This is a genomic window from Sphingobacterium sp. HJSM2_6, from assembly GCF_049316305.1.
GTDB lineage: Bacteria > Bacteroidota > Bacteroidia > Sphingobacteriales > Sphingobacteriaceae > Sphingobacterium.
Map to the genome: position 1 here is coordinate 68487 of NZ_JBMOXB010000007.1, position 23771 is coordinate 92257.

The following is a 23771-nucleotide window of genomic DNA, read 5'->3' on the forward strand; positions in this document are numbered from 1 at the left end:
CATCCAAAAAACCTAAAAAATGAATTTAAAACGCAAGTTAATTGGGGTTCTATGGATGTTATTCATGGTGTTCTCAGTTTATGGACAAAATAATATTGAGGTTGCTGGTGTTGTTATCGATGAGGAGGAAAATCCAATTGCGAGTGTTACGATTTACATTCGCGATAAAGTGAGCATCGGTACAACCACAGGAGAAGACGGTAAATTTACCTTCAAAGCTTCTAAAGGCGATATGTTAATTTTTAAACATGTCGGCTACAAGGATATCGAATATTTAGTTACGGAAACAAAAACAGATCTAAGGGTACAATTTATAGAAAAGGCAGAAGCCATTGATGAAGTTGTAGTTGTAGGTTTGGGGCAGCAACGTAAAATTTCAAATGTTGCGGCCGTAACCAGTGTCGACGTTAAAACATTACAAACCCCTGCCGTGTCTATAGCCAATTTATTAGGTGGTCGTGCAGCGGGTGTGATATCGTTACAAGGGAGTGGTGAACCAGGAAAGAATATTTCTGAATTCTGGGTTCGCGGTATCGGAACCTTCGGGGCAAACTCCAGTGCATTGGTTTTAATTGATGGACTTGAGGGAAATATCAATTCCATTGACCCAGCAGATATCGAAAGTTTCTCGATTTTAAAAGATGCTTCTGCAACAGCCGTATACGGTGTGCGTGGTGCAAACGGTGTGGTATTAGTGACGACGAAACGCGGTCAATCGGGAAAATTGTCGATTACAGGTCGTGTAAACGCATCGGCGAATTTTTTACCGAGATTACCTAACTATTTACGTGCATTTGATTATGCCAACTTAGCGAATGAGGCACGTGAAGTAAGGGGAGAGTTACCCATATATTCCGGCGTTGAATTGGATATCATCAAAGATGGTTTAGATCCAGATATGTATCCGGATGTTTCTTGGCAAGACCAAGTGCTACGTGATAATGGACTTCGCAAAAGTTTCTATGCGAGTGCCAGAGGTGGAGCACAAATCGCCAGGTATTTCTTGAGTTTAGGGATGAGCGATGAAACTGCGGCTTATAATTTTGATAAAAACTCAGTGTATGCGAATAACGCTGGATATAAAACCTATAATTATCGTACAAATATTGACTTAGAATTATCGCCTACATCGACGTTATATTTCGGTACTGATGGCTATTTAGTGGTAAACAATTTACCAGGAGTGGCCAATACCGACTATATATGGTACGCACAGTCTAATATCAATCCATTATTGTTGCCTTTGCAGTATTCCAATGGACAGTTACCAGCTACTGCAAGTACTGGATCACTACGTTCACCATTGGTGATGATCAATCATATGGGTCGTCAATCCAACCAAGAGTTTAGAGGGAAATTTACATTGGCATTAGATCAAAAATTAGACTTCATCACCCCTGGACTAAAAATTAGAGGTCAAGGAGCTTATGACATAACCAGTTTTTTTTCAGAGCAACGTTTATTGAGCCCTGCGTTATTTCAAGCGGTTGGACGTGATCAAGAAGGCGAGTTAATTACAATTGAGCGTGCGCCTTCTACACCAACTTTTTACGGAAAAAACACCAGGCAATACCGTAAATACCATTTTGAAAGTACGTTAAACTATGAAAAGAAAATAGGTGAAGACCATCGTACTTCTGCTTTGGTATACTACTACTTAAGTGATTTGAAAGAATCTTGGAAAGCAATAAATAACCTATCCGCTATTCCAGTTCGCTACCAAGGGGTATCCAGTCGTGTTACTTATGGATTTAGAGATACTTACATGGTCGATGTGAACTTTGGGTATACAGGATCAGAAAACTTCCAACCAGGCAAGCAATATGGATTTTTCCCTTCTATTGCAGGAGGTTGGGTTCCGACCAATATGGATTTCTTTAAGGAAAATGTGCCTTGGGTAAGCTTCTTGAAATTCAGAGGATCTTATGGTATAGTAGGTAATGATCGTATTTCCAATGATCGTAGATTCCCATATTTAACCATGGTAAATAATTATGTCACTAGTCCATTTGGATCTACAGCACTTATGGAAGCTGTGAATGAGTATGTGATTGGTGCAGATAATTTGCAATGGGAGAAAGCGAAGAAAAGTAATATCGGTATGGAATTGAATCTGTTTAGTGACAAATTGAATTTTATTGTCGATTTATTTAATGATCAACGCGATGGAATTTTTATGCAACGAGTTCAGGTTCCAGAATATGCTGGATTAGTCACTATGCCTTTTGGAAATGTGGGCCGTATGAATAGTCGTGGAGCAGATGGAAGTGTTACTTTTAAACAAAAAGTTAATGAAGATGTGAATTTTACTTTAAGAGGAAATTTCACTTACTCTAAAAACAATGTTCAAAACTGGGAAGAAGCAAATCCAAAATATCCTTACCAAGAAGTTTCTGGATATCCATATGGATCAGTACGTGGTTATCAATCTTTAGGATTGTTTAAAAACTGGGATGATGTAAACAATAGCCCAGCACAGTTCGGTAAATTAATGCCTGGAGATATCAAATATCGTGATATCAATGGAGACGGGGTAATTAACACAGACGATCGTGTTCCATTATCCCAACGTTATTTTCCTTTGTTAATGTATGGATTTGGTGGAGAGGTGAATTACAAGAAATTTACGTTAGGTGTTTTATTTAAAGGTACTGGACAAACCGATTTCTATTATTCAGGAAATGGTATTGGAACAGGGTATGTGCCTTTTTACAATGGGGTAAATGGTAACGTATTGGATATTGTGAATGACCCAAGTAATCGTTGGATACCTAAGGAATATGCTATAGAGAAAGGTATAGACCCAAGTTTAGCTGAAAATCCAGATGCACGTTTTCCAAGGATGACGTATGGATTCAATACAAATAATGCTCAGTTATCTGATTTTTGGAGAGGGGATGCTCGTTATTTGCGTTTACAAGAAGTGAACTTAAACTATAATTTACGTTCAGATTTCCTTCAGCGATTAAAAATATCTTCTATAGATATGCAATTAGTTGCCAATAACCTCGTGATTTGGGACAAAGTGAAAATATTCGATCCAGAATTAGTGAATAGAAATGGGGAAGTTTATCCTGTGCCTACTTCGTTTATTTTCCAATTGTACCTTAATTTATAATAGCTGAAATCATGAAAAAATTTAATAAATATATATTTAGGGGAATATTATTCTCAGCAATAATAGGTTCCTTGAGCGTATCATCCTGTAAGAAGTTCCTGAGTGTGGATGATTATTTTAGTGATGAATTAAAACTTGATACTGTTTTTTCACAAACAAGACATGTAAAAGCATATTTATGGGGCACTACTGATTTATTGCCAGATGAAGGGGCAATGTATAAAGGAGGGAGTCCTGGGGTATTTGCTACGGATGAAGGGTTTACATCCTTCTTAACTTCAAGTAATTATCCAGGAATGAGCTTTGTATTAGGGGAGATTACTGCGGCAAATTTGTTAACATTGAATCGTTGGGGAAATTACTATCGTGTTATTCGCAAGTGTAATACCATCTTCAATCGAATCGACGAAGCAAAGGATATGGAAACTGCCGATCGATTTGAAATTTTGGGAAATGCCCGTTTCATTAGAGCATATGCATATTACAATATCCTAGTGGATTTCGGTCCGCCGATATTATTAGGCGATGAGATTATTGAGTCTAATGCAGCTCTAGAGGATTATGATCGTCCTAGAAGTACCTATGATGAAGCTGTAGAATATATTTGTAATGAATTGGAAGAAGCATCGAAATTCTTGCCTAGTTCTGTTTCATTAGTGGAGTTTGGATTACCTACCAAAGGTGCTGCCTATGGATTAATTGCACGTATTCGTTTATTACATGCGAGTCCATTGTACAATGGAGGAGATGCAGCTCGTTCATATTTTGGAACCTGGAAAAGATCTACGGATAATGTTAATTATGTTTCTCAAACATATGATGAGAAACGCTGGGCTGTAGCAGCTGCAGCGGCAAAGCGGATTATTGATTTAGGGGAAACTGGAATGTATAAATTACATACAGTTCCTGCAGATTCAGAGACACCAGCTTTACCTACAGGCGTAACTACAGATCCAGATTATTATAATTTATGGCCAAATGGTGCGGCTGGAATTGATCCCTTCCGCTCGTATTCAGAAATGTTCAATGGCGAATCGGTTTTACCGGTGAATCCTGAATATGTTTGGGGTAGAAGAAGTTCAGCTTTAGTAAGTGAAACTCAGGCTTCATTTCCGCAAAAGTTAGATGGTTGGAATGGTGCCAGTGTAACGCAAAAGGTTATTGATAATTATACAATGATTGATGGCCGTGATATCGCGAATTCAAGTCCTGATTATCCGTATACTGAAACAGGTTTTACTGGATCAGCAAAAATATTTTCAGGATATCGGTTGAATGCCAATGTGAGTAATATGTACAACAATAGAGAAGCTAGATTTTATGCATCTATTGGTTTCTCTGGTGCATTCTGGCCAATGACTTCCTCTACATCATCAGGCTATTACAATCAAACAATTGAATATTACTTTGATTCTCCAAATGGTAAGGGTTCGGTAAGTTCTCCAGTAGATTTCCCAATTACGGGTTATGTGATTAAGAAGTATATCCATCCTTCGGATGCATTTGGAGGAACGAATGCTAGACGTATGGATAAAGCGTTCCCTATCGTTCGTTACGCAGAAATTTTAATTTCCTATGCAGAAGCTTTAAACAATTTAACAGGTACGCATAGTGTAGAATTAGATGGTAACACCCATACATTTAGTCGGGATATGGTGCAGATAAGAAAAGCGTTTAACCCTATTCGTTATCGTGCTGGAATTCCAGGACTATCGGGTTCTGAAGATAAGGAAACAGTTCAACGTCTGATTGAAAAGGAACGTATGATCGAATTCTTATTTGAAAATAGAAGATATTATGATGTGCGTCGTTGGGGAATTATGGAGACGGTGGAAAGCGAACCTATTCGTGGTATGAATATAGAAGGATCGAGAGATGTATTTTTCAATCGCGTAATTCCAAATTCTTCGAGGATTGGTGCACGTATTGTCAATAAGCGTTTAGCCTTATTACCTATTCCACTTAATGAAGTTAGATTACTTCCTTCCTTAGATCAAAATCCAGGTTGGGACAATTAGAAACCATTTGAAAATTATCATGAAAAGAATAACAATAAATCAAATTCAGGTGAAAAAGTCTGTAATCTATACTTTGGGAATTCTCATTTCATCCCTGTCTTTTCAATCTTGTAAAGATGAAGAAGTATATGAGAAAGAACAATATAAAAATGTATTTGCCTTAATTAGTGAATCCGATAATGTAGCTCGAAAATTTCACAAATTAGGGTCGGAATCCATAGGTTATATATCGGCTTCTTTAGGAGGTACGGAACCTACAGATAAGGAAATCGTTGTCGATTTAATCGAGGATAACTCCTTGATAGATAGGTTCAATGTCACCAACTACGATACGGATGTCACTAAATATGTTAGGCCGATGCCAAGAGATAAATACGATATTGAAAGTTATCAGTTTAATATAGCTGCAGGTGAAATTGCAGGAAGATTACCAATTCGTATCCGTCCTGACGGATTGTCTCCAGATTCATCCTATTTTATCGCTTTACGCGTAAATTCCTTCTCGGCTTATGAGGCTAATCCTTTAAAAAGTTTCATTTTATATCGTATAAAAACTAAGAATTATTATGCCATATCCGATGGATCTACGATTTATGGAATGCGAGGAAAATATAGACAACAAGGATCTACCTCCGAATTGGAAATGCCTGGTAACAAAATTATGCATCCAATAACTGAAAATAGTATTCGTATTATGGCAGGAAATGAAGCGTACGCTTCAGATATCAATACCTTTAATCGTGCGGCAATTGAAGTAACGGTTGGAGAAGATAATAAGTTGACCATTACGCCATATAAAAATATTCAGGTTACGCAGATCAATGGAGATCCAGATTTTCCAAATGTGTTCAAAATAGAAGATGATGGCTTTAAAACGTATAAAACCTTTTTACTACGCTATAATTATGTGTCAGGGAATACAGTTGTAGAATTTAAAGAGGAATTAAGGTTAGAGTTTAAAGAGGAAGATGAAGTGGAAAATTAATTTTCCAAACTGTTCACAATCTAAAAAATATCGAATGAATAATTATATAATAAAGTACGGATTAGGAATCTTTCTCCTATTGACTTTGGTCAGTTGTGATGAATTTATTCGTACCGAGGTGGTTAAGGAGATTTATGTCAACAAATCCATCATTAATGGTTTTGTAGGCGATGAGGTAAATTTAGTAGCCAGTCCTACTGATGGGACGTATCAGTACACTTGGTCTTCTGAAGATCCAAGCGTAGCAACGGTAAGTGCAAATGGGCAAGTTAAAATAGTAGGTGAGGGATTTACCAATATTTTTGTTGCGTCTGAAGGGATTAGACAGAAAGTGGAAATATATGCAGTACATCGCATCGCGTTGACAGACATTATTTTGAGCGAAACGAAAGTAGAATTGATCCCTAATGCCAAAGCCATAATTAATGTGCAACGTGTCCCTGATAATGCAAACGATATTCCGAATGCATTGTGGACCTCGGATAATGCGAATGTGGCAACGGTAAATGAGAAAGGGGAGATAGTAGGCGTGTCTGAAGGAGTGACCAAAGTAAGGTATACGATTGGTGATATTGTTAAATTTATTGATGTACATGTATCTTACACGAAACCATTTAATGGACCTCACCTATTGAAAGAAGGAGGTGAAACGGTAATTGCAGCTGCAGATTTTGATATCGGTGGTCCAGGAAGAGCGTTTAATGATGATGCGGCAAATCCGATTAATGATGATAGCTACAGACGTAGTAAAGGTGATGCAGGCAGTTTTGCTGTAGAGATTGAAGGCAATGGTAATAATTTAGGGTTTGTAAACACTGGAGAGTGGTACCAATATACTATTCAAGTGGAAAATGCTGGGGTATATTTATACGATAGCCATTTATCTGCCAATGGCGTTGGTAGTTATTACATCGACGTGGATGGGGTAAATACAACAGGCTCAATTGATGTACCTAATAATGGCAGTTGGTCTAGTTGGCTATATAACCCTACTGCACCTAAAGAAATAAATTTGACAGCTGGTACACATAAAGTACGCTTTATGGTTACGGCATCAGGTTTTAATCTTAAGGCTCTAAGGTTCAGAAAAAAGTAACAGTAATTCCATAAATGATAAGAAGACGGACGCTTGAGGGTGTCCGTCTTTTTTTTTAAACTTTTCACAAAGCTATATATCTCCTTATATCAACCTTACTTTTCCATTATTTAACTAGGCTATATTTAGGTTTTAGTAGGCATATTGCTTGGATCTTGTTCGGAAGAATGCAAAAGAAATCCGTCGAATATCCAAGGCAGATCCAAAGGAGATCCGAAGGAGATGCTATCTTTTCTATACGAAATAAGGTATAGTCATTTAATTTCAAGTATGTTTAAGCGGTGATTGAAAAATGAATGTAAGGGTATGATAAACCTGTTTTTTAGTGTTGATTTGAACAGTCCCCATACAGGGAAGAATTCTTTAGCAATTAGGAGCGAAACCTTTTATGAAACTGTTAAACCATAATTTCACAAAACAAGAATTCTAATTTTATTGTTTAGTTAATATTAAATTGATGTAATATTAATGTAAAAATACAATTAAGCACATTGAGTTAATAATGTCTTAACATTGGGTTAATATTGTTTGGTGAATTTTGTCGATATGACAAAGAGCATATTTATACGATCATTTAAACTAAGTATTCTAGTCACATTACTATGCAGCTCTTGCAGTAGTAATAACAGCTCCATCAAGATGAAGGGCTCGGATACGGAAGTTAATTTAGCGGTTAATTTAGCCGAGCATTTTACCACTTTAGATCCTGCATTTAATATTGCTATTTCTGGTGGGGGTTCGGGATTAGGAATCACTTCCCTAATGAATGGACATGCAGATATCGCAAATTCCTCAAGACCATTATCGGAAGAAGAAAAACAACAGTTTAAGGATTTGGGGATTGCCATAAGAACCATTGTTTTTGCAGAAGATGCGACCGCATTTATCGTACATAAATCATTACCTATAGACGAGATTGATATCTTGACCTTAGCCAAAATTATGAAGGGGGAGTATAAAAACTGGTCAGAAATTACAGATATGGATCTACCTATCAATATCTATGGTCGTCAAAGTAGCTCAGGTACACATTCCTTTGTCAAGAAGAAATTAAAAATAGAATTTACGAATGCGGCCAAAGAAATGACTGGAAATGCGCAGATATTGGAAGGTGTGAAGGCCGATAAAACAGGTATTGGCTATGTTGGAGCGGGCTATGTAGCACATGATCCATCTGCCAGCCAAGGGGTAAAGGTGCTAAAAATTAAGTCTGATGATACCTTAGGATTTATTTCGCCCATGAATCAATCCGCCATCAATGCAGGAATTTATTTTTTTCAAAGACCATTATACCAATTTGTTTTGGAAAAATCCTGGGATAAAGTTCGTCCGTTTATCAATTTTGAGCGTAGCGAACTTGGTAAAACATTAATTCAAGATCATGGTTACTATATTTTAGAACAACATCAGAATGAAATATAAAACGAGACTAAGTTTAGATATTGTTTTTAAATATCTCTTTATGGGTACGGGATTATTAGTCTTGGCCTTATTGGGTGGTATATTGGCTATGCTAATCTATAATTCCTTTTCTTTTTTCTTGGACGTCAAACCATTGGATTTTATAACCGGATTGGAATGGAATCCAACGGGTAAAGATCCGAAATATGGTATGGTTCCTTTGATTATTAGTACTAGTATCGTCACTTTTGGCGCAATGATAATCGCCATTCCATTAGGTATAGGAACTGCGGCCTTTATTTCTGAATATGCTAGCCCAAAATTGAAAAATTTATTAAAACCAACTATAGAAATGCTTGCTGCAATACCTTCCGTAGTTATTGGATTTTTAGGTATTGTTTTAGTAAGTCCAGGCATTGCCAATCTTGCGGATTTATCCAATGGGTTGAATGCGTTGAATGGAGCTATTTTATTAGCAGTTATGGCCCTTCCTACGATCATTACCATTGCAGAAGATGCGATACATGCTGTGCCAAAAACCTATAAGGAAGCGAGTTATGCAGTCGGAGCTACCAAATGGCAAACTTTAATTAAAGTAATCATTCCAGCGGCAGCACCTGGTATCATCGCTGCGGTGATGTTGGGAGTAGGGCGTGCGATTGGGGAAACGATGACGGTCTTAATGGCTACCGGGAATGCATCCATATTACCTTCAGGAATGTTTGATTCGGTAAAAACGATGACAGCTACTATAGCAATTGAGATGGGAGAAGTTCCTTACCAAACCACTCATTACTTTGCATTATATGCAATAGCTACCGTTTTATTTATCATGACTTTAGTAGCGAATATGTTAGGGGAATACTTTATAAATAGATTCAGAAAATACCATGCGGCATAAGACCTTTAAATTAAGTAGTATCATTGAATGGGGAACCCTTCTGATCAGTACCTTGTTAGTTTGTTTTTTCCTGGTTGTGGTTTTATGGGAAATTTTTTCCAAAGGAGCGAGTGTCATCAATTGGAATTTTATTGTGGATGTTCCTAAAAATGGAATGACCCAAGGAGGAATCCTGACTCCAATCATTGGAACGGTGATGTTGACCATGATTACGGCTTTGTTTTCCATTCCATTTGGGGTATGCTGTGCTATCTATTTGCAAGAATATGCAGGTAATAATTGGTTAACTCGCATCATCAGAGCTTCCATACGTAACCTTTCGGGTGTACCTTCTATTATTTACGGTTTGTTCGGATTGGCATTGTTTGTTCAAGCGATGCAGTTTGGAACCTCCCTAGTAGCTGCAGGATTGACTTTAGGTTTATTATCCTTGCCATATATTATTACAACTACAGAAGAAGCCTTAATGCGCATTCCAAATAGTACCCGAGAGGCTGCATTAGCGGTGGGTGCCACGAAGTTTGAAACCATCAAAGATGTGTTACTGCCATCTGCCATGTCAGGAATTTTGACAGGTGTGGTATTGACCTTATCCAGAGCAGCTGGTGAAACGGCTCCCATATTATTTACGGGTGCGGCATTCTATATCAATGGAACTTCAGGTTATATCAATCAAGAATTTATGGCTTTGCCTTACCATTTGTATATGCTCTCTACACAACATCAATCGATCGATGAAGTTCGACCAATTGCCTATGGTACAGCATTAGTATTAATTACGGTAGTTTTCTTATTAAACCTCACCGCATTTTATATTCGTTATAAGTATAGAAAGAATGAAAATTAAGTTATCAGCAGAACATTTAAATATTAGTTTTGGCACAAAACAGGTCCTAAAAAACATTAACGTTTCCTTTCAAGAGCATGAAATTACAGCGCTAATTGGGCCGTCTGGTTGCGGGAAAAGTACCTTGTTGAGATCATTCAATAGAATGCATGATTTATCACCAGATGCTAAGATTGATGGTTCTATCAAGTTAGAAGGACTGGATTTATACGATAAAAGATTCCCAGTAACGGAGATCAGGAAACGTATAGGGATGGTTTTTCAAAAAGCAAACCCATTCCCTAAAAGTATTTATGAAAATATTACCTACGGATTGAAAATTAATAATTTACCTTATGACAAGGGGGTTGTTGAAAAGGCTTTGCGCGAAGCATTTTTATGGGATGAAGTAAAAAATGATCTCAAAATGCCTGCTACTCGCTTATCTGGTGGACAACAACAGCGTTTGTGTATTGCAAGAGCAGTAGCATTACGTCCGGAAGTTATCTTAATGGATGAGCCATGTTCCGCATTGGATCCGATTAGTACATTGAAAATTGAAGAATTAATAACCCATTTAAAAGAGAAATATACTATACTAATTGTTACGCATAATATGCAGCAAGCACAGCGTATTGCGGATAAAACAGTATTTATGTATTTAGGTGAGATTAAAGAAGAAGGGCTTACTGACCAAATCTTTAATCATCCAGTAAATGAGGTTACAGCAAATTATATAAACGGAAAATTCGGTTAGGAATACGCAAGGTATTCCTAACTTTTTGGCATAACCTTGTAGGTAGGATCTTCTTGGATGTTGACTTCAATAATGCCTTTAGCATTTTGTAAAAGTTGAATGGAATCTTTGCTTAAATGCCTCAAGATTACTGTTTTGTTTAAGCTTGCATACTTTTGTGTCAATTTGTTTAAACTGTCTATCGCAGACATATCCACCACTCGCGATTCTTTAAAATCGATGATGATTCGATTGGGATCTTCAGTAGGGTTAAATTTTTCCATAAAATGACCACTGGATCCGAAAAATAAAGGACCATATATTTCGTATACTTTATTACCGAACTCGTCTTCCGTTTTTCGGGCACGTATACGCACTGCATTATCCCATGCAAATACCAAGGCAGAAACGATTACCCCTGCAAAAACAGCTAAGGCTAGGTTATGCAGAATTACGGTAATAGCGGTAACCAATAATCCTACAAAAATATCAGATTTGGGCATTTTATTGATCATCCGTAAGGAACTCCATTTAAAAGTGCTGATTGCCACCATCATCATTACACCTACTAATGCGGCCATGGGTATGTTTTCAATGAAAGGGGCTGCAACTAGGATGACAAAGAGGATGGTTAATGAACCAATAATTGCGGAGAGTTTCGTTCTTGCTCCAGCGGAAACATTGACTAAAGTTTGAGCCACCATAGCACAACCGCCCATACCTCCAAAAAATCCATTAACCATATTGCCCGTACCTTGTGCTATCGCTTCTTTATTGGAACTTCCTTTGGTACCTGTAATTTCATCAACCATACTTAAAGTCAATAAGGATTCTATAAGACCTACAGAAGCCATGACTAATGCATAGGGGAAAATAATTGTGAATGTTTCCCAAGTAAATGGAATGCTAGGAATATGAAAGGATGGGAATTCGCCACTTACACTAGCTATATCAATTACTTTTTTAGTATCCCATCCAGTAACCTGAACGATAAAAAAAACAATCAGAATGGCCAAAAGGGATGCAGGTATGGCTTTCGTAACTTTTGGGATAATAAGAATGAGCCCGATGGTAAATAAGGTAAATCCCAGCATGCTGTATAATTCGATTCCAGTTAACCAAGTATTGATGCCGTTGATGGGCGATTTAAATTGTTCAACTTGAGCCATAAAAATAATGATGGCTAATCCATTTAAGAATCCAAACATGACGGGTTGTGGAATTAATCGGACAAATTTTCCTAATTTGAAAGCACCTACTGAGATCTGTATAATACCAGCTAAAATGACGGCGGCAAATAAATAGTTTACTCCATGAGAAATAACAAGTGCGATTAAAACGATGACTGTAGCGCCTGCACCTCCAGAAACCATGGCTGGTCTTCCTCCCAATATGGCGGTGACTAATCCCATAAGAAAAGCCGCATAAAGTCCAGTGATAGGGCTTAAACCAGCCAGAATAGCAAATGAAAGTGACTCTGGAATCATGGTCATGGCTACAGTTAAACCTGCAAGGATTTCTGTTTTATAATTAATCTTTTTTAAATCTTCGAAAGAGTTTAACCACATATATGCGAAAGTAAGTGTGCAAAGATACTTTAATCATGGATACGAGTGGAAAATTTATGGTTAAAGGCCTTGTGATTTAAAGCGTAGAAAAGAAAACAAGGAAATATATAAATTGAAAAACTGTTGCTAGGAGCGTATGTTTGATAGGTTAAAAAAATCCTATGGATACATTAATTCCTTTTAATTGAAATATTTTTTCTTATTTTTTAGTTTTTATAATTTTAAAATTAAAAAATGATTATATTTAGACGTTAAAAATAATCAGTTATGAAAAGAAATTTATTAATTTTATTAGGCGCACTATTGGTATTCCTGAGTTGTGATTTTAAAGGTAAAAAAATTCAAGCGGAAGCTGAAAAAGCGAAAAGAATCGTTTCTGTGAATTTAATCCATGATGATTACCATGAAATTGTAAATTCCATAGGTAAAGCTTTTTTATATGTGTATCCTTCAAATCTAACCGATATATCGGCATCCAAATTGGCAGAAGTTTCTTTTGATACCAAAGAAGTGCCTTTTTCAATTAACTTTGAATTCCCTAAAAATCATCGAAATTTGTTGGAAGGAAAAATTGATGGACGGGATAGTTTAATATACTATGTTAGTTTAGCGTGGGACTCCAATGGGGATGGTAAAATTGATTCATTGGACATCGGTATTGATTATGATAAACAATTTCCTCATCTAGATTTAGATAAAATTGATCACCAAATATATTTAAAATAACTACTCTTTTATTATAAATAAACCCCATTGTATGTTTATTATCCTTGTGGATTCATACTTTGGGGTTTTGCATGATTTAATATTGATGTAGCAATTTAAATGGATTAAATCTTAGCTTTCGCCTTTTCAATTTCATATAGTTTCCTGAATTTTTCCAATAATTTTTGCTGTTTTGGTTGGCTTGCTAAATTATTAAGCTCTAAAGGATCTTTTTTGCAATTAAACAGGAATTCATAATTATGTTCAGGATATTTCAAATATTTCCATTCGGAAGAAACTATGCCTTCTACCTTTGGTAGTTGTGGAGAGCCAAGAATAGAATGTTCATAAAAGAAATAGGAATTTTTTGAACGCTGATTGTTGTTATTATTCCACAAATTAATGCCCTGCATAGTGCTTGGGATGTTAACCCCCGCATAGGACAATATGGTAGGTCCAAAATCAATATTTAATGCTAAAGCATCAGTTCTGGATTTTTTGGCAGCTTTAGCTCTGAAATCTCTAATAATTAAAGGTACATGAATCGCTTCCTGAAAACCAGTCCATTTACCTATGAATCCATGTTCACCTAATGAAAACCCATGGTCACTGGTATAAATAACGACGGTGTTTTCATCCAAACCTAAGCTTTTTAACTTGGCTACGATTTTACCAACGGCATCGTCTATGCCTGTGATTAACCTGTAATAGTTTCTGGAATTTTCTTGATGTAATTCCTGTGAGGAGAAAAACCCATGCCATCTTGTTCTTGGGATATTCTGTTCTGATCTTAAAAATGCTGGTAGCAATTCAAAAGCTTCTTTTTCAATGCTTTTTGGACTAGGCATCACTTGGTCTTTATACAAGTCTTTGTACCTGTCTTGCACTAAATACGTAGCCGGGTTTCCATTTTTCCCATCTATTTCATGGGCGGCTTCAAAGGATACGGCTAGGTAAAATGGCTCGTCCTTTTGTTGTTTCGTTAAGAACTGGGTAACTTTATCACTGATGATATCAATTTGATGTTTGCCTTGCTGGTCTTTCCATGGAATTTTGGTGTCCCAATGGTCAAATTTTTGTTCAGGATTGTTTACTCCTACACCAAGCGTACCAATTTGGGCTATCCGATAGCCATTGTTTTTTAATTGCATGGGATAGGTATTTCGGAAGGTTTCATCTGTAAATTTATCACCGAAACTGTTGATCTTATGTTTGGCTACATGCTGACCCGTTAATATACTTGCTCTACTTACGACACAAATTGCTGTAGCAACATAAGCCTGATTAAATTGAACACCTTCTTTAGCTAATTGATCTAAGTGTGGTGTTTGAACAACTGGATGCTTATTAATACTTAAGGCGGATGCCCTATGACTGTCGGAGGTAATAAAAATAATGTTAGGTTTTTTATTGACTTCTTGCTTGCTTTGAGCATGAAGAGGGGTCGATAGAACCAATACAGATACAATAGAATATAAAATAGATATAGTTTTCATATGTTTTGGATGATAGCTAGTTTCGAAGATATTGTATTTTCATCATTAAACTGTCCTGTACCTAAGGATACGAATTTGCTAAGTTTGGAATTGATTGAAATAGCGTTATAGTTTCCTGAAAAACATAAAATATCTTTATATTTATTCGATCAACCTGATGAAGAATTAAATAGTTATAATCCAGCCATGAAGAAACAAGCCATTCCATTCCTTGTATTTGTATTCATTTTTCTAATTAATCAAACGTATTCCAGCGCTCAAGAGAAAATAAAAATTTTGTCTTATAATGTTTTGTATGGATTGCAAAAAGATTCTGTAGCCAATATTGATCGGTATGTATCCTTACTGAACGAATTGGATCCTGATATTGTAGCGACTCAGGAAATGAATGGCTGGACTCAAAAGACTTTAGAAAATCTTGCTCGACGGTATCAACATCCCTATGCTTTACAGTCTAAGGAAGATGGATTTCCTACAGCCATCACTTCTAAATATCCCCTGGTAAATTTTAAAAAAGTCACAGAAAATATGTGGCATAGCTATGTTTATGCAAAAGTAAAAGGTATCCATATTTTTGTGATTCATTTCTCGCCATTTAGCTATCAAAAACGGCTTGAAGAGGTAGCACATATCATCGCACAAGCGCAGGAAATACCTAAGAAAGAACCTATTTTAATTATGGGTGACTTTAATTCAATGTCTGATGAGGATGCATCTCAATATGGTGATGAGGTACTTAAAGCAATGATTGCTCAGGAAGAAAAGCATAGTCATATACGCAATTTGAATGAAGGTAAAATAGACTATACTGTTATAAATAGCTTGAAAAAAGCTGGATTTAAAGATACTTTTACGTTAATGGGCAATGGTTTTGAATCTTCTATACCTAGCTTTAAAAGTGGCGAATCTAAAATAAAGACCACAAATTCAGGGAATGGGAAACGCATTGATTTTTTATTTTGCAATGAATATGCAGCTCCATTAATAAAGAAAAGTGTAATCGTAAAAAATGAAAAGACACATATTATTTCCGACCATTACCCGGTGTATGTGGAACTGGAATTAAAAAAATAATTGCCTATCGGCTACAAATTATAGTTGCAAACAAACATGAACTTTACAATTTTTCTGCTTTTTACTTTATTTTCTAGCAGCGATACAGCTGCTATCTTGGAATCTTCGGCTGAATTTAAGGTGCAAAAGACTAATTCTACTTCAGGCATCAAGGAGCCAATGCAGAAAAAGAAAAAGGAGCATCCTGGTAAGACTTTATTTATATCAAGTTCTTGTGTTAATTGTCATGGAATAGATCAAAAAGGAATCGGTACAAATCCACCTTTGTTAAAATTGGCTAAGAAATACAAACCCGCTGATATTGAGGGTTTCATTAAAAACGGGAAGGGTGGAATGCCTCCGAATTATGAACTGTCGGATGAGGAAGTCGAATTAATCAGTTTATACTTGTTAGATAAATCTGTTCCAACCAAAAAGAAAGTTGGAACAGTAAAGAAATGATTTTGATTACTTGCCTAAATTCTCCAATAAAACTACTCGTTTACTGTCGTTTGTACTAAAGTGTTCAAACTGATATCCGACATAGCTCACAACTGGATGACAAAGGCCAATTACAATTTTTGAAGGGTGGTAGTTTTCTCCTTCAAAATGAATATCCTGCTTAAATTTAAACCACTTATCGTCTGTGAAATGCTCGGTATTGTAATTTGCTACAAATAAATTGTGCCCAGGATGAAACAGTAGTGAATAATTGCAACACTCCACTTCGAGGGTTTGAATAGAACTGCTATGATGGCTCTTCTCTACAATAGCGCCAACATTGCAACAAACGAGTTGAATGTCTTTTCCTACAAAATGTTCTGAGAATATCAATCCAGTGGCATATCCGGCAATTCGGACAAGACCTACACTAATCATCGCATGATTATTAACTTCTGGAGTAATTAATCCGATACTTTTACCTGATTCTGGATTTTTAGAAATACTTAATGGGCAGTTGGTATCTATCAGCACATTATCAATATAACATTTTGAGGCATATCTTAAGTTAATGCCTCCTAAGCTGTTCATAATGGGTTCCCCATTTTTTAATGTAGTCGTTCGAATGCCTAAATCTTTGAAACTTGGAGTATTGTAATTCCATTGGCTCCAAGGTCCTTCTGGGCCTTTTACCATGGCTATCACAAATTCATTAGCTTCTTGCGAGACGATGGTTGAATGCAGGATCGCACCGAAGGTAGATGGATTGATTTCTACAATACCTTGTAACTCAAATTCTGGTGCTGTTTCTCCTTGAAAAACAATGTTTTTATTGGTTTTAGGATCGCAGTATGGAATATATAATTGAGCATGACAAGGACTGCCATTGACTTCTTTATGTACTGGGCCAGCGATGTTGTAAATTCCATTGGGGAAATAGACCACGCCTCCTGCTAATGCTGCTGCATTAATCGCGGCTTGAATATGCTTAGTGTCATCAGTTTTTCCGTCGCCCTTGGCACCATAGGTTTTTACGTTAAAATAATCAGTATTGGCTAAGCGCGCGTTGTTGTTTTCTGCTGATTTAGCTAAGGATAAGTTTAGTAATGCTGGGGATAAAAAAAACAAAATTAAACATAGCCAATTGCTATAAGAATTGATTTGCATAGGTTAGATTTATGTGAGGTTATTAGATGAATTGAAAATAGCCAAAATAATTGACATCTCAAAAAAACAATCGGAGGGTAAACATCGAAAATTATTTAATATTTATCGATTAAATCTCTACTTTAGAGCCTAATATTAAGGGAAATTTATGGCATCAGGGATTTTTGCAGTATTGGATGATATTGCAGCATTAATGGACGACGTAGCAGTAGCTAGTAAAATAGCGACTAAAAAAACAGCAGGTATTTTAGGGGATGATTTAGCGGTAAATGCGGAAAAGGCAACAGGCTTTTTAGCCTCTCGAGAAATTCCAGTTTTATGGGCTATTACCAAGGGTTCGTTTTTAAATAAACTAATTATTGTTCCTATTGCCTTACTGTTAAATTCTTTTCTTCCTGTCGCCATCCAATACATATTGATTTTAGGCGGTTTTTATTTAGCGTATGAAGGCGCTGAAAAAATTATACATTACCTATTCCATCGACCTAAAAAAGGGGAGGAGGTGATCAAAGAACAAGAGGAAACCGGGGAGGTTGCTGAGAATGCAAAAATAAAATCGGCCATAACTACCGATTTTATTTTATCGGTGGAAATTGTCATTATAGCGTTAGGTACGGTACTTACAGAGGGTTTATATATTCAGATTTTGACGGTTTCTGTGGTTGCATTGGTAGCTACCATCGGCGTTTATGGTATTGTTGCGATCATCGTAAGGATGGATGATGCGGGTCACAGTATGGTCAAACGAGCAAATGGAAAAGGTATTATTGCATGGATTGGAAATGGTTTAGTCAAATTGCTTCCGATTGTTATTAAAAGTTTAGCTGTCATAGGTACTATCGCTTTATTATTAGTATCTGGTGGTATATTTGTTCATAATATTGATTTTTTTCATCATCTTTTTCCAAGCATTCCTGCTGTTATTAAGGAGTTTGGTTTTGGCTTGGTTGCAGGTGCCTTGGTCGTAGGTTTAGCGACTTTGATAAAGGCTATTATTCCTAAATCTAAGTCGACAAACTAGATTTACTAAAAATGAATGTGCAAATAACCCAGAAATGCTGTGTGTAGAGCACCAATTGTTCCTGCAAATGGGGTATTGCATTGCTGCTAATATTAGATTGAACATTGCTTATTTAAGGGTACTTAAAAAATAGCACTAATTTTAATGATATAAAAAGGGCTTATGATTGGAATATTCATAAGCCCTTTTTATGGATAGGTTTACAGTACTAGCTCAAAAAGCATGGCTGTTTTGTTTGGAATATCGAATCATCAGGATGTTAAAGAGTAGGATTTTCTAAGAAAACGTTCTCGAATTGGAGAAAGGTTCTATTTGCAATTTCCGAGGCTAATACATAGTCTGCACTCTCTTTGCCATAATCATTTAATACGTTGATGAAAGAAGTCCACATCATGGAACTTTGTTCTCCATACCCTTCGAAAAAAGAAAATCCTCGGGTAATTCCTTGTTTTTTGAGTAGCTGTACTATATAGGGTCCACCTAAAATGGAACCTTCTAATACGTATAGTGAACTTAATGCTTCTAGCGTGGATTGCACAGGTACAGCTGCAGCACTGGGAAGACTATGGACATTGCCCCCTAAGGAATCAATATCATTTTTGATATAACTTGCATTCCTTCTACGATGAATGTCGGGTAATACACTGATGCTAATGTATTTAGAGGTTTCAGTTTCTACCGCTTTAAAATAGGCATAGAAACTTTTTAAAAACTGTTCATAGTCTTCTTCTGTGCTTATCTTTTTTAATTTTCGCAGGATAGTTCCTTCCACCTTTTGGTGCGATTCTTTCGTGTTATCTTTGAGGTATTGACTGAGCATTATCTGTATTCTTAGTGCTAATTTACATGACAATTTCTATAGCATATTTTTTACCTTGTTTTAAGGCTACTATATAGTTTTCATGATTCACAATCTTTCCATTAATTTTAATTTTCATATAAGAAACTTGTGGGAGCACAAAATCAGCATCCATTTCTTTTGGAAGTGTAATACTGTAGTTGTGTGTATTTCCGTTCTTTTTATAAGTAGCTAAAATATTTCCTTTTATGGTTGGTAAATTTAATTCTGTAGAGGTTAAGGAGCTTAGTTGAGGATGAATTCTTGCTTTGGTAAATCCAGGCTTCGCAGGGGTAATGCCCCACATATATCTCCCGATAATATTCAAAGGTGCTGTACCCCAAGCATGGTTCCAATCTTGATTTGGTTTATATTTAATATCCCAAGCTTCCCAAGCGATAGTAGAACCCTGTTTTATCATATTCCACCAATTACGATCTCCTTGTTGATTTACAATCAGTTTGTAAGCATAATCTGCCTCACCATATTCATATAGACCTTCCAATAAAAATTGAGCGGCATAGACACTACATGCCATACCCCTAGATTTGATGTAATCGATGACACTCTTTTTGTGTACGTCAGAAACCAATCCAAATGCCAATGCAAATAAATTGGAATGAATAGAGGAATGTTTGGAGAGTTCTCCATCGATGTAAATTCCTTTGGCTGAATCAAAAAGTTTTTGATTGAACACATGCTTCACCTTTAAAGCTTCCTTGCGGAAATTGGTGGCATCTTCACTTTTGTTAAGCACTTTGGCAATTTCAGCCATCAATTGTAGATTGCGGTAATAAAAGGCATTGACTACCGTATTGACACGCATCATCTCATGCCCATCACGTTCATTCATAGGCCAATCTACTAAATCGGCCATTTTGCTGTTTTCATTTTTAAAACCAACGGATTTCATCATTTCTGGAGTGATTCTATCTTTATGGGTATCTAATAGCCCGTCCTCTCTTTTTAAGAAATGCAAGGTTTTATCTTTTAATTTCTCATAATACTTTTCAAGAACTTCTTTATCGCCAGTATACATATAATCATTGTAGAATAACAATACCGTATGCAATAACCATTCGGTAGGCCAGGTTGGAGTTTCGATAAAGTATTCATTGGTGCGACGTGCTAAAGTATACTCATTATCGACTACATAATGACTTAACTGATTGATGTAAGCATCTCCTTCGTAGGGAATCCTTTCTCGGTCACCATCAATATAAAGTCCTGCAAAGCTCGTTGCCTTGATGCTGTGTTTAAACATATCCCATAATTGGTTTAACACCGTGTCTGAACTATTGAATTGGCTTGCTTGGTCGTTGAATTTATAATTGAATACTTTTTGATTGATTTGTAAATCAGAAATTGGAACTTTAAGATTTTCAATTTCTACGTATCTAAATGGTAATACCCGTCCAAAAGTATCTGGTAATATAATGGCTGGAGGGTTTTCATTTCTTTTATTCGGTTTGAATATGACATCGATATTTTGATGAGCTGAAATATCTTTATAAGTAAAGTGTTGATAGATGATTGAACCACCTGGTTTTCGATCAATGTTTTTTTGATCCTTAAGTTTCTCACCTAAATGGATAATTAGGGAGTCTTTATGATTGGATTTTAGGGAAAAAGATAAAGATCCGAAGGCTGCTTTACCGAAATCGATGAGGTAATGTCCATTTCCTTTTTCTACAATTTTACTTGGTTTTAAAACTTTAGATTCAAAGGTAGGTGGGATGCTTAGGGTATTTTGTGCAAAGCTGTATGGTAATGTGACTACAGAAATACAGGAAATTAATATTGCTAATCTAGCCATAAAATTCATGTTAAATATGGTTTTAAGGGTTTAGTTTGTTATTTACGACGAAATTAGTGATTTATTGTTATACTTCACAGGTTGATGCACTATCACTAAAGAATCTCTATATCCTAAGGATAAAAAAACTGGGGATCTATTTTCATAAATCCCCAGTTCATTTTTTATCGAATTATTTTTTAAAAACCATAGGCTTCAAATTCCATGAAACTAACATATGGATTTGTAGTGCTTGTATTTTTAAATAAAATAGCTACATATCGTCCAGTTTGAGGAGTAGGGAAAGCTATTTTTAAAGATTCTCCACCTGTGTATTGAACTTTTGCAGCAGGTGTTCCCCAACTCGCTAGAGGTATACCCGAGGCATTAGGGTCCATAGGCTCATCAGATACATAGATTTCTACGTCTTTCAAGTATCTCCAATTGGTTGGAGCGGGTGGATAAATTAGTAGGTTGTCCAAAACATGTGGAGATTTCATATCTACAACCACACATTGTGGAAGCGCAGTACTTACATGTGAATGCCATCCAGTAGCTCTATTACCATCAAATAATAAACTTGGTTGACCACCTCCACCATCTCCCCAATCATGGTTACCACCTTTAGCGACTGCGGTCCAAGTATCTCTTGCAAATTTTACCATAAATGGCATATCAGAGGTTTTCCAATTTCTATAAATTGTGTCTATCCCATTGCGAGGCAGAAATATAGAACGGTATTCGAATGTTTCACCCTGCTTTACTTCTGGGATTACAAGTTCTCTGTCTGTAGCATACGACCTTAGTGTTATAATTTCTCCATTATTGTGGACATATTTTATTTCTGTATAGACTAAATCGGAAGTTCGAGGTCCCCAATTAATAGTTCCAACAAATTCTGCATTTCTTGTTGCTGATGCATATGTTCGATCATTGGCGCTTATGAAATAGTTGTCTCCATAAGGAGTACCAGAACCTTCAGCAGGAATAGATACATTACCATCAACATCAAAATTCTTGATATAAAATGTATATGTAGTTTCTGCTAAATCTAGAATGTCAATACTTATCGTATCAATATCTGGATTATACTCTACCTTCAAAGAATCAGTATAGTTATTCCAATATACCCAGGAATGAAGAATTCTAGGTGATTTTGGTTTTAACCATTTTAATCTTAATCGATTCTCACCTGGATAAATTTTTAAAGAATCTGCTTTTTGTGGGTAAATATGTCCATTTGGGACAATGAATTCTTTGTAGTTTGTATCCATTTCTTTACAAGCAGACAAACTGATTAGTAGGGTAATTATATATAAAAAATATTTTTTCATGTTCTTTTATTTAAATGAAATGGGTTTTTAATTAACCATTTGTCCCCAGAATGCCAATTGGCCTATAATGATTTGGCTTTTATCCGCTTCAGTTCCAAATGTTTGGAACGTAGATAATACACGAATCCTTATATGTGTTGCAGGACGATAAGGATCTGGTGCTTTTTCAGTAGGAACAACATCAAATTCTGTTTTATTGTACCAGTAATCTCGATCTTCTGGAGAGACTGGACCAACTTCTCTACCTTCCCCATATCCTGAAGGTTTAAATTGTTCAAATTCTCCTATTAGGAACCAACTATCATCCCATGCACCCGAAGGATTTGGATTTTCACTTCCCCAAACCTCGAAAATTCTAGGTGCAGTACTGGAATATAACTCATAATCAGGTCTAGGCCATTTTTGAATACGACTTAACTTTACTTTACGGCCTAAATCTATAGTAAACCATTGAGGCATTGGAGCAGAGTGGGATGTTGCATAAAATGTTCCATCTGAAGCATCGGCACCTAACCAAAGATGTTCTAAGCGATATCCTGTAGAACCTTCTGCAGGTAAATAGTAATCGGTAGGTAGACTTGCATTTCTAAATAAATCACTTGGAATTTTTATTTCTTCAATAGGAGTTAATTCTTTAAAAATGGTGTCTGATTTATTATTCCAACGATCTCTTAGGTAAATTCCAAATTTGGTAGGTCTTATTTTTAAACCTCGTCTAGGAAATTTTATCTCCTTTGATTTTGTGTGGAAGGTTTGTACATCTGCAAATTTTCCGTTTCCAGCAGTATCCGCCATTAAGACTAAAGCTAAATCTGCCTCCGAAAAGTTTTTTTGTAGATTGATTACAACACCACCAAAGCCTGATTCAACATCGAAGCTCACAGATTGTACAGGTGGCAATAAGGGATTAATTTGAACAACGACAGGTTCCGAGAGTTTCTCATTACGCCCAATACTAAATATATTGATTTCTTGGGTATTCATGGTTCCAAATCCTTCCACGACTAATGTATCAATGAAAAGAGAAGCTTTAGTTTCCACAATTTCTCCATTTCTTTCATATACAGCTTTAACTCCTAATAAGTTTTCATCGTCTGGTAATTGAAATTTAATGATGGCACCACCTGAAGTGTTTTTTACTTCTTTTACAACCACCTGTTCTGGAGCTGGTGCACTCTGGTCCACATGTTCTATTCGTCCTAATTCTTTACATCCCAGGATTAAGAAAAGAACAGCGATATATAATATTAATTTTTTCATAATTCTTGATGC

The 23771-nt window shown here is 36.2% G+C and carries 19 protein-coding genes; 12 read left to right on the plus strand and 7 right to left on the minus strand.

Translation table 11 applies throughout. From position 1 onward, the window contains the following. The first annotated feature begins 19 nt into the window (after positions 1 to 19). The 8 genes from ACFRAE_RS08080 to pstB all read left to right on the plus strand — a co-directional run bounded on the left by ACFRAE_RS08080 (position 20) and on the right by pstB (position 11102). Complete coding sequence (locus tag ACFRAE_RS08080) at positions 20 to 3118, plus strand: SusC/RagA family TonB-linked outer membrane protein (RefSeq protein WP_422796631.1); 3099 nt, start codon at positions 20 to 22, stop codon at positions 3116 to 3118. An 11-nt stretch (positions 3119 to 3129) separates the two neighbouring features. Then, positions 3130 to 5136: a RagB/SusD family nutrient uptake outer membrane protein gene (locus ACFRAE_RS08085; protein WP_422796632.1), complete on the plus strand. Its 2007-nt coding sequence runs from the start codon at positions 3130 to 3132 to the stop codon at positions 5134 to 5136. Positions 5137 to 5155: 19 nt separating this feature from the next. Next, positions 5156 to 6121 carry a BT_3044 domain-containing protein gene (locus ACFRAE_RS08090; RefSeq protein ID WP_422796633.1) on the plus strand — a complete coding sequence of 322 codons (966 nt, stop codon included), beginning with the start codon at positions 5156 to 5158 and terminating at the stop codon, positions 6119 to 6121. 34 nt (positions 6122 to 6155) lie between these two features. Then, on the plus strand, positions 6156 to 7217 hold the full coding sequence (locus ACFRAE_RS08095) for a carbohydrate-binding protein (RefSeq protein ID WP_422796634.1): 1062 nt from the start codon (positions 6156 to 6158) through the stop codon (positions 7215 to 7217). A 546-nt stretch (positions 7218 to 7763) separates the two neighbouring features. Then, complete coding sequence (locus tag ACFRAE_RS08100) at positions 7764 to 8639, plus strand: PstS family phosphate ABC transporter substrate-binding protein (RefSeq protein WP_422796635.1); 876 nt, start codon at positions 7764 to 7766, stop codon at positions 8637 to 8639. Continuing rightward, positions 8629 to 9519: a phosphate ABC transporter permease subunit PstC gene (gene pstC, locus ACFRAE_RS08105; RefSeq protein WP_422796636.1), complete on the plus strand. Its 891-nt coding sequence runs from the start codon at positions 8629 to 8631 to the stop codon at positions 9517 to 9519. Before ACFRAE_RS08100 ends, pstC begins: the two co-directional genes overlap by 11 nt. After that, positions 9509 to 10366 carry a phosphate ABC transporter permease PstA gene (gene pstA, locus ACFRAE_RS08110; RefSeq protein ID WP_422796637.1) on the plus strand — a complete coding sequence of 286 codons (858 nt, stop codon included), beginning with the start codon at positions 9509 to 9511 and terminating at the stop codon, positions 10364 to 10366. Before pstC ends, pstA begins: the two co-directional genes overlap by 11 nt. Further along, positions 10356 to 11102 (plus strand): phosphate ABC transporter ATP-binding protein PstB, encoded by a 747-nt coding sequence (gene pstB / locus ACFRAE_RS08115; protein WP_422796638.1) that lies wholly within the window; start codon positions 10356 to 10358, stop codon positions 11100 to 11102. Before pstA ends, pstB begins: the two co-directional genes overlap by 11 nt. 17 nt (positions 11103 to 11119) lie before the next feature. On the opposite strand, the gene ACFRAE_RS08120 is transcribed toward pstB, so the two are convergent. Continuing rightward, positions 11120 to 12649, minus strand: a complete 1530-nt coding sequence (locus ACFRAE_RS08120) for a SulP family inorganic anion transporter (protein WP_422796639.1) — start codon at positions 12647 to 12649, stop codon at positions 11120 to 11122. A 267-nt stretch (positions 12650 to 12916) separates the two neighbouring features. Between ACFRAE_RS08120 and ACFRAE_RS08125 the strand changes: the two genes are divergently transcribed. Beyond that, positions 12917 to 13375, plus strand: coding sequence for a hypothetical protein (locus ACFRAE_RS08125; RefSeq protein WP_422796640.1), 459 nt, complete (start codon positions 12917 to 12919; stop codon positions 13373 to 13375). 104 nt (positions 13376 to 13479) lie between these two features. On the opposite strand, the gene ACFRAE_RS08130 is transcribed toward ACFRAE_RS08125, so the two are convergent. Further along, positions 13480 to 14850 (minus strand): sulfatase-like hydrolase/transferase, encoded by a 1371-nt coding sequence (locus ACFRAE_RS08130; protein ID WP_422796641.1) that lies wholly within the window; start codon positions 14848 to 14850, stop codon positions 13480 to 13482. 186 nt (positions 14851 to 15036) lie between these two features. Between ACFRAE_RS08130 and ACFRAE_RS08135 the strand changes: the two genes are divergently transcribed. Both ACFRAE_RS08135 and ACFRAE_RS08140 read left to right on the plus strand, forming a co-directional pair. Then, positions 15037 to 15924, plus strand: coding sequence for an endonuclease/exonuclease/phosphatase family protein (locus ACFRAE_RS08135; protein WP_422796642.1), 888 nt, complete (start codon positions 15037 to 15039; stop codon positions 15922 to 15924). A gap of 36 nt (positions 15925 to 15960) precedes the next feature. After that, entirely contained in the window at positions 15961 to 16365 is a 405-nt protein-coding gene (locus tag ACFRAE_RS08140) for a c-type cytochrome (protein WP_422796643.1), read from the plus strand. A 6-nt stretch (positions 16366 to 16371) separates the two neighbouring features. Here the strand turns inward: ACFRAE_RS08140 and ACFRAE_RS08145 are convergent, their stop codons facing one another. Further along, entirely contained in the window at positions 16372 to 17511 is a 1140-nt protein-coding gene (locus tag ACFRAE_RS08145) for a glycosyl hydrolase family 28-related protein (protein WP_422796644.1), read from the minus strand. A gap of 148 nt (positions 17512 to 17659) precedes the next feature. On the opposite strand from ACFRAE_RS08145, the gene ACFRAE_RS08150 reads away from it, so the two are divergent. Further along, on the plus strand, positions 17660 to 18532 hold the full coding sequence (locus tag ACFRAE_RS08150; protein ID WP_422796645.1) for a DUF808 domain-containing protein: 873 nt from the start codon (positions 17660 to 17662) through the stop codon (positions 18530 to 18532). 259 nt (positions 18533 to 18791) lie between these two features. Here the strand turns inward: ACFRAE_RS08150 and ACFRAE_RS08155 are convergent, their stop codons facing one another. The 4 genes from ACFRAE_RS08155 to ACFRAE_RS08170 form a co-directional block, all read right to left on the minus strand. Then, positions 18792 to 19352: a biliverdin-producing heme oxygenase gene (locus ACFRAE_RS08155; protein WP_422796646.1), complete on the minus strand. Its 561-nt coding sequence runs from the start codon at positions 19350 to 19352 to the stop codon at positions 18792 to 18794. Positions 19353 to 19374: 22 nt separating this feature from the next. After that, entirely contained in the window at positions 19375 to 21186 is a 1812-nt protein-coding gene (locus ACFRAE_RS08160; RefSeq protein ID WP_422796647.1) for an alpha-L-rhamnosidase C-terminal domain-containing protein, read from the minus strand. Between the two features lie 179 nt (positions 21187 to 21365). Continuing rightward, complete coding sequence (locus ACFRAE_RS08165; protein WP_422796648.1) at positions 21366 to 22499, minus strand: DUF4998 domain-containing protein; 1134 nt, start codon at positions 22497 to 22499, stop codon at positions 21366 to 21368. A gap of 27 nt (positions 22500 to 22526) precedes the next feature. Beyond that, the gene (locus ACFRAE_RS08170) at positions 22527 to 23759 is read right to left on the minus strand and encodes a DUF4959 domain-containing protein (RefSeq protein WP_422796649.1); all 1233 of its coding nucleotides are present in this window, start codon (positions 23757 to 23759) and stop codon (positions 22527 to 22529) included. Positions 23760 to 23771: the final 12 nt, after the last annotated feature.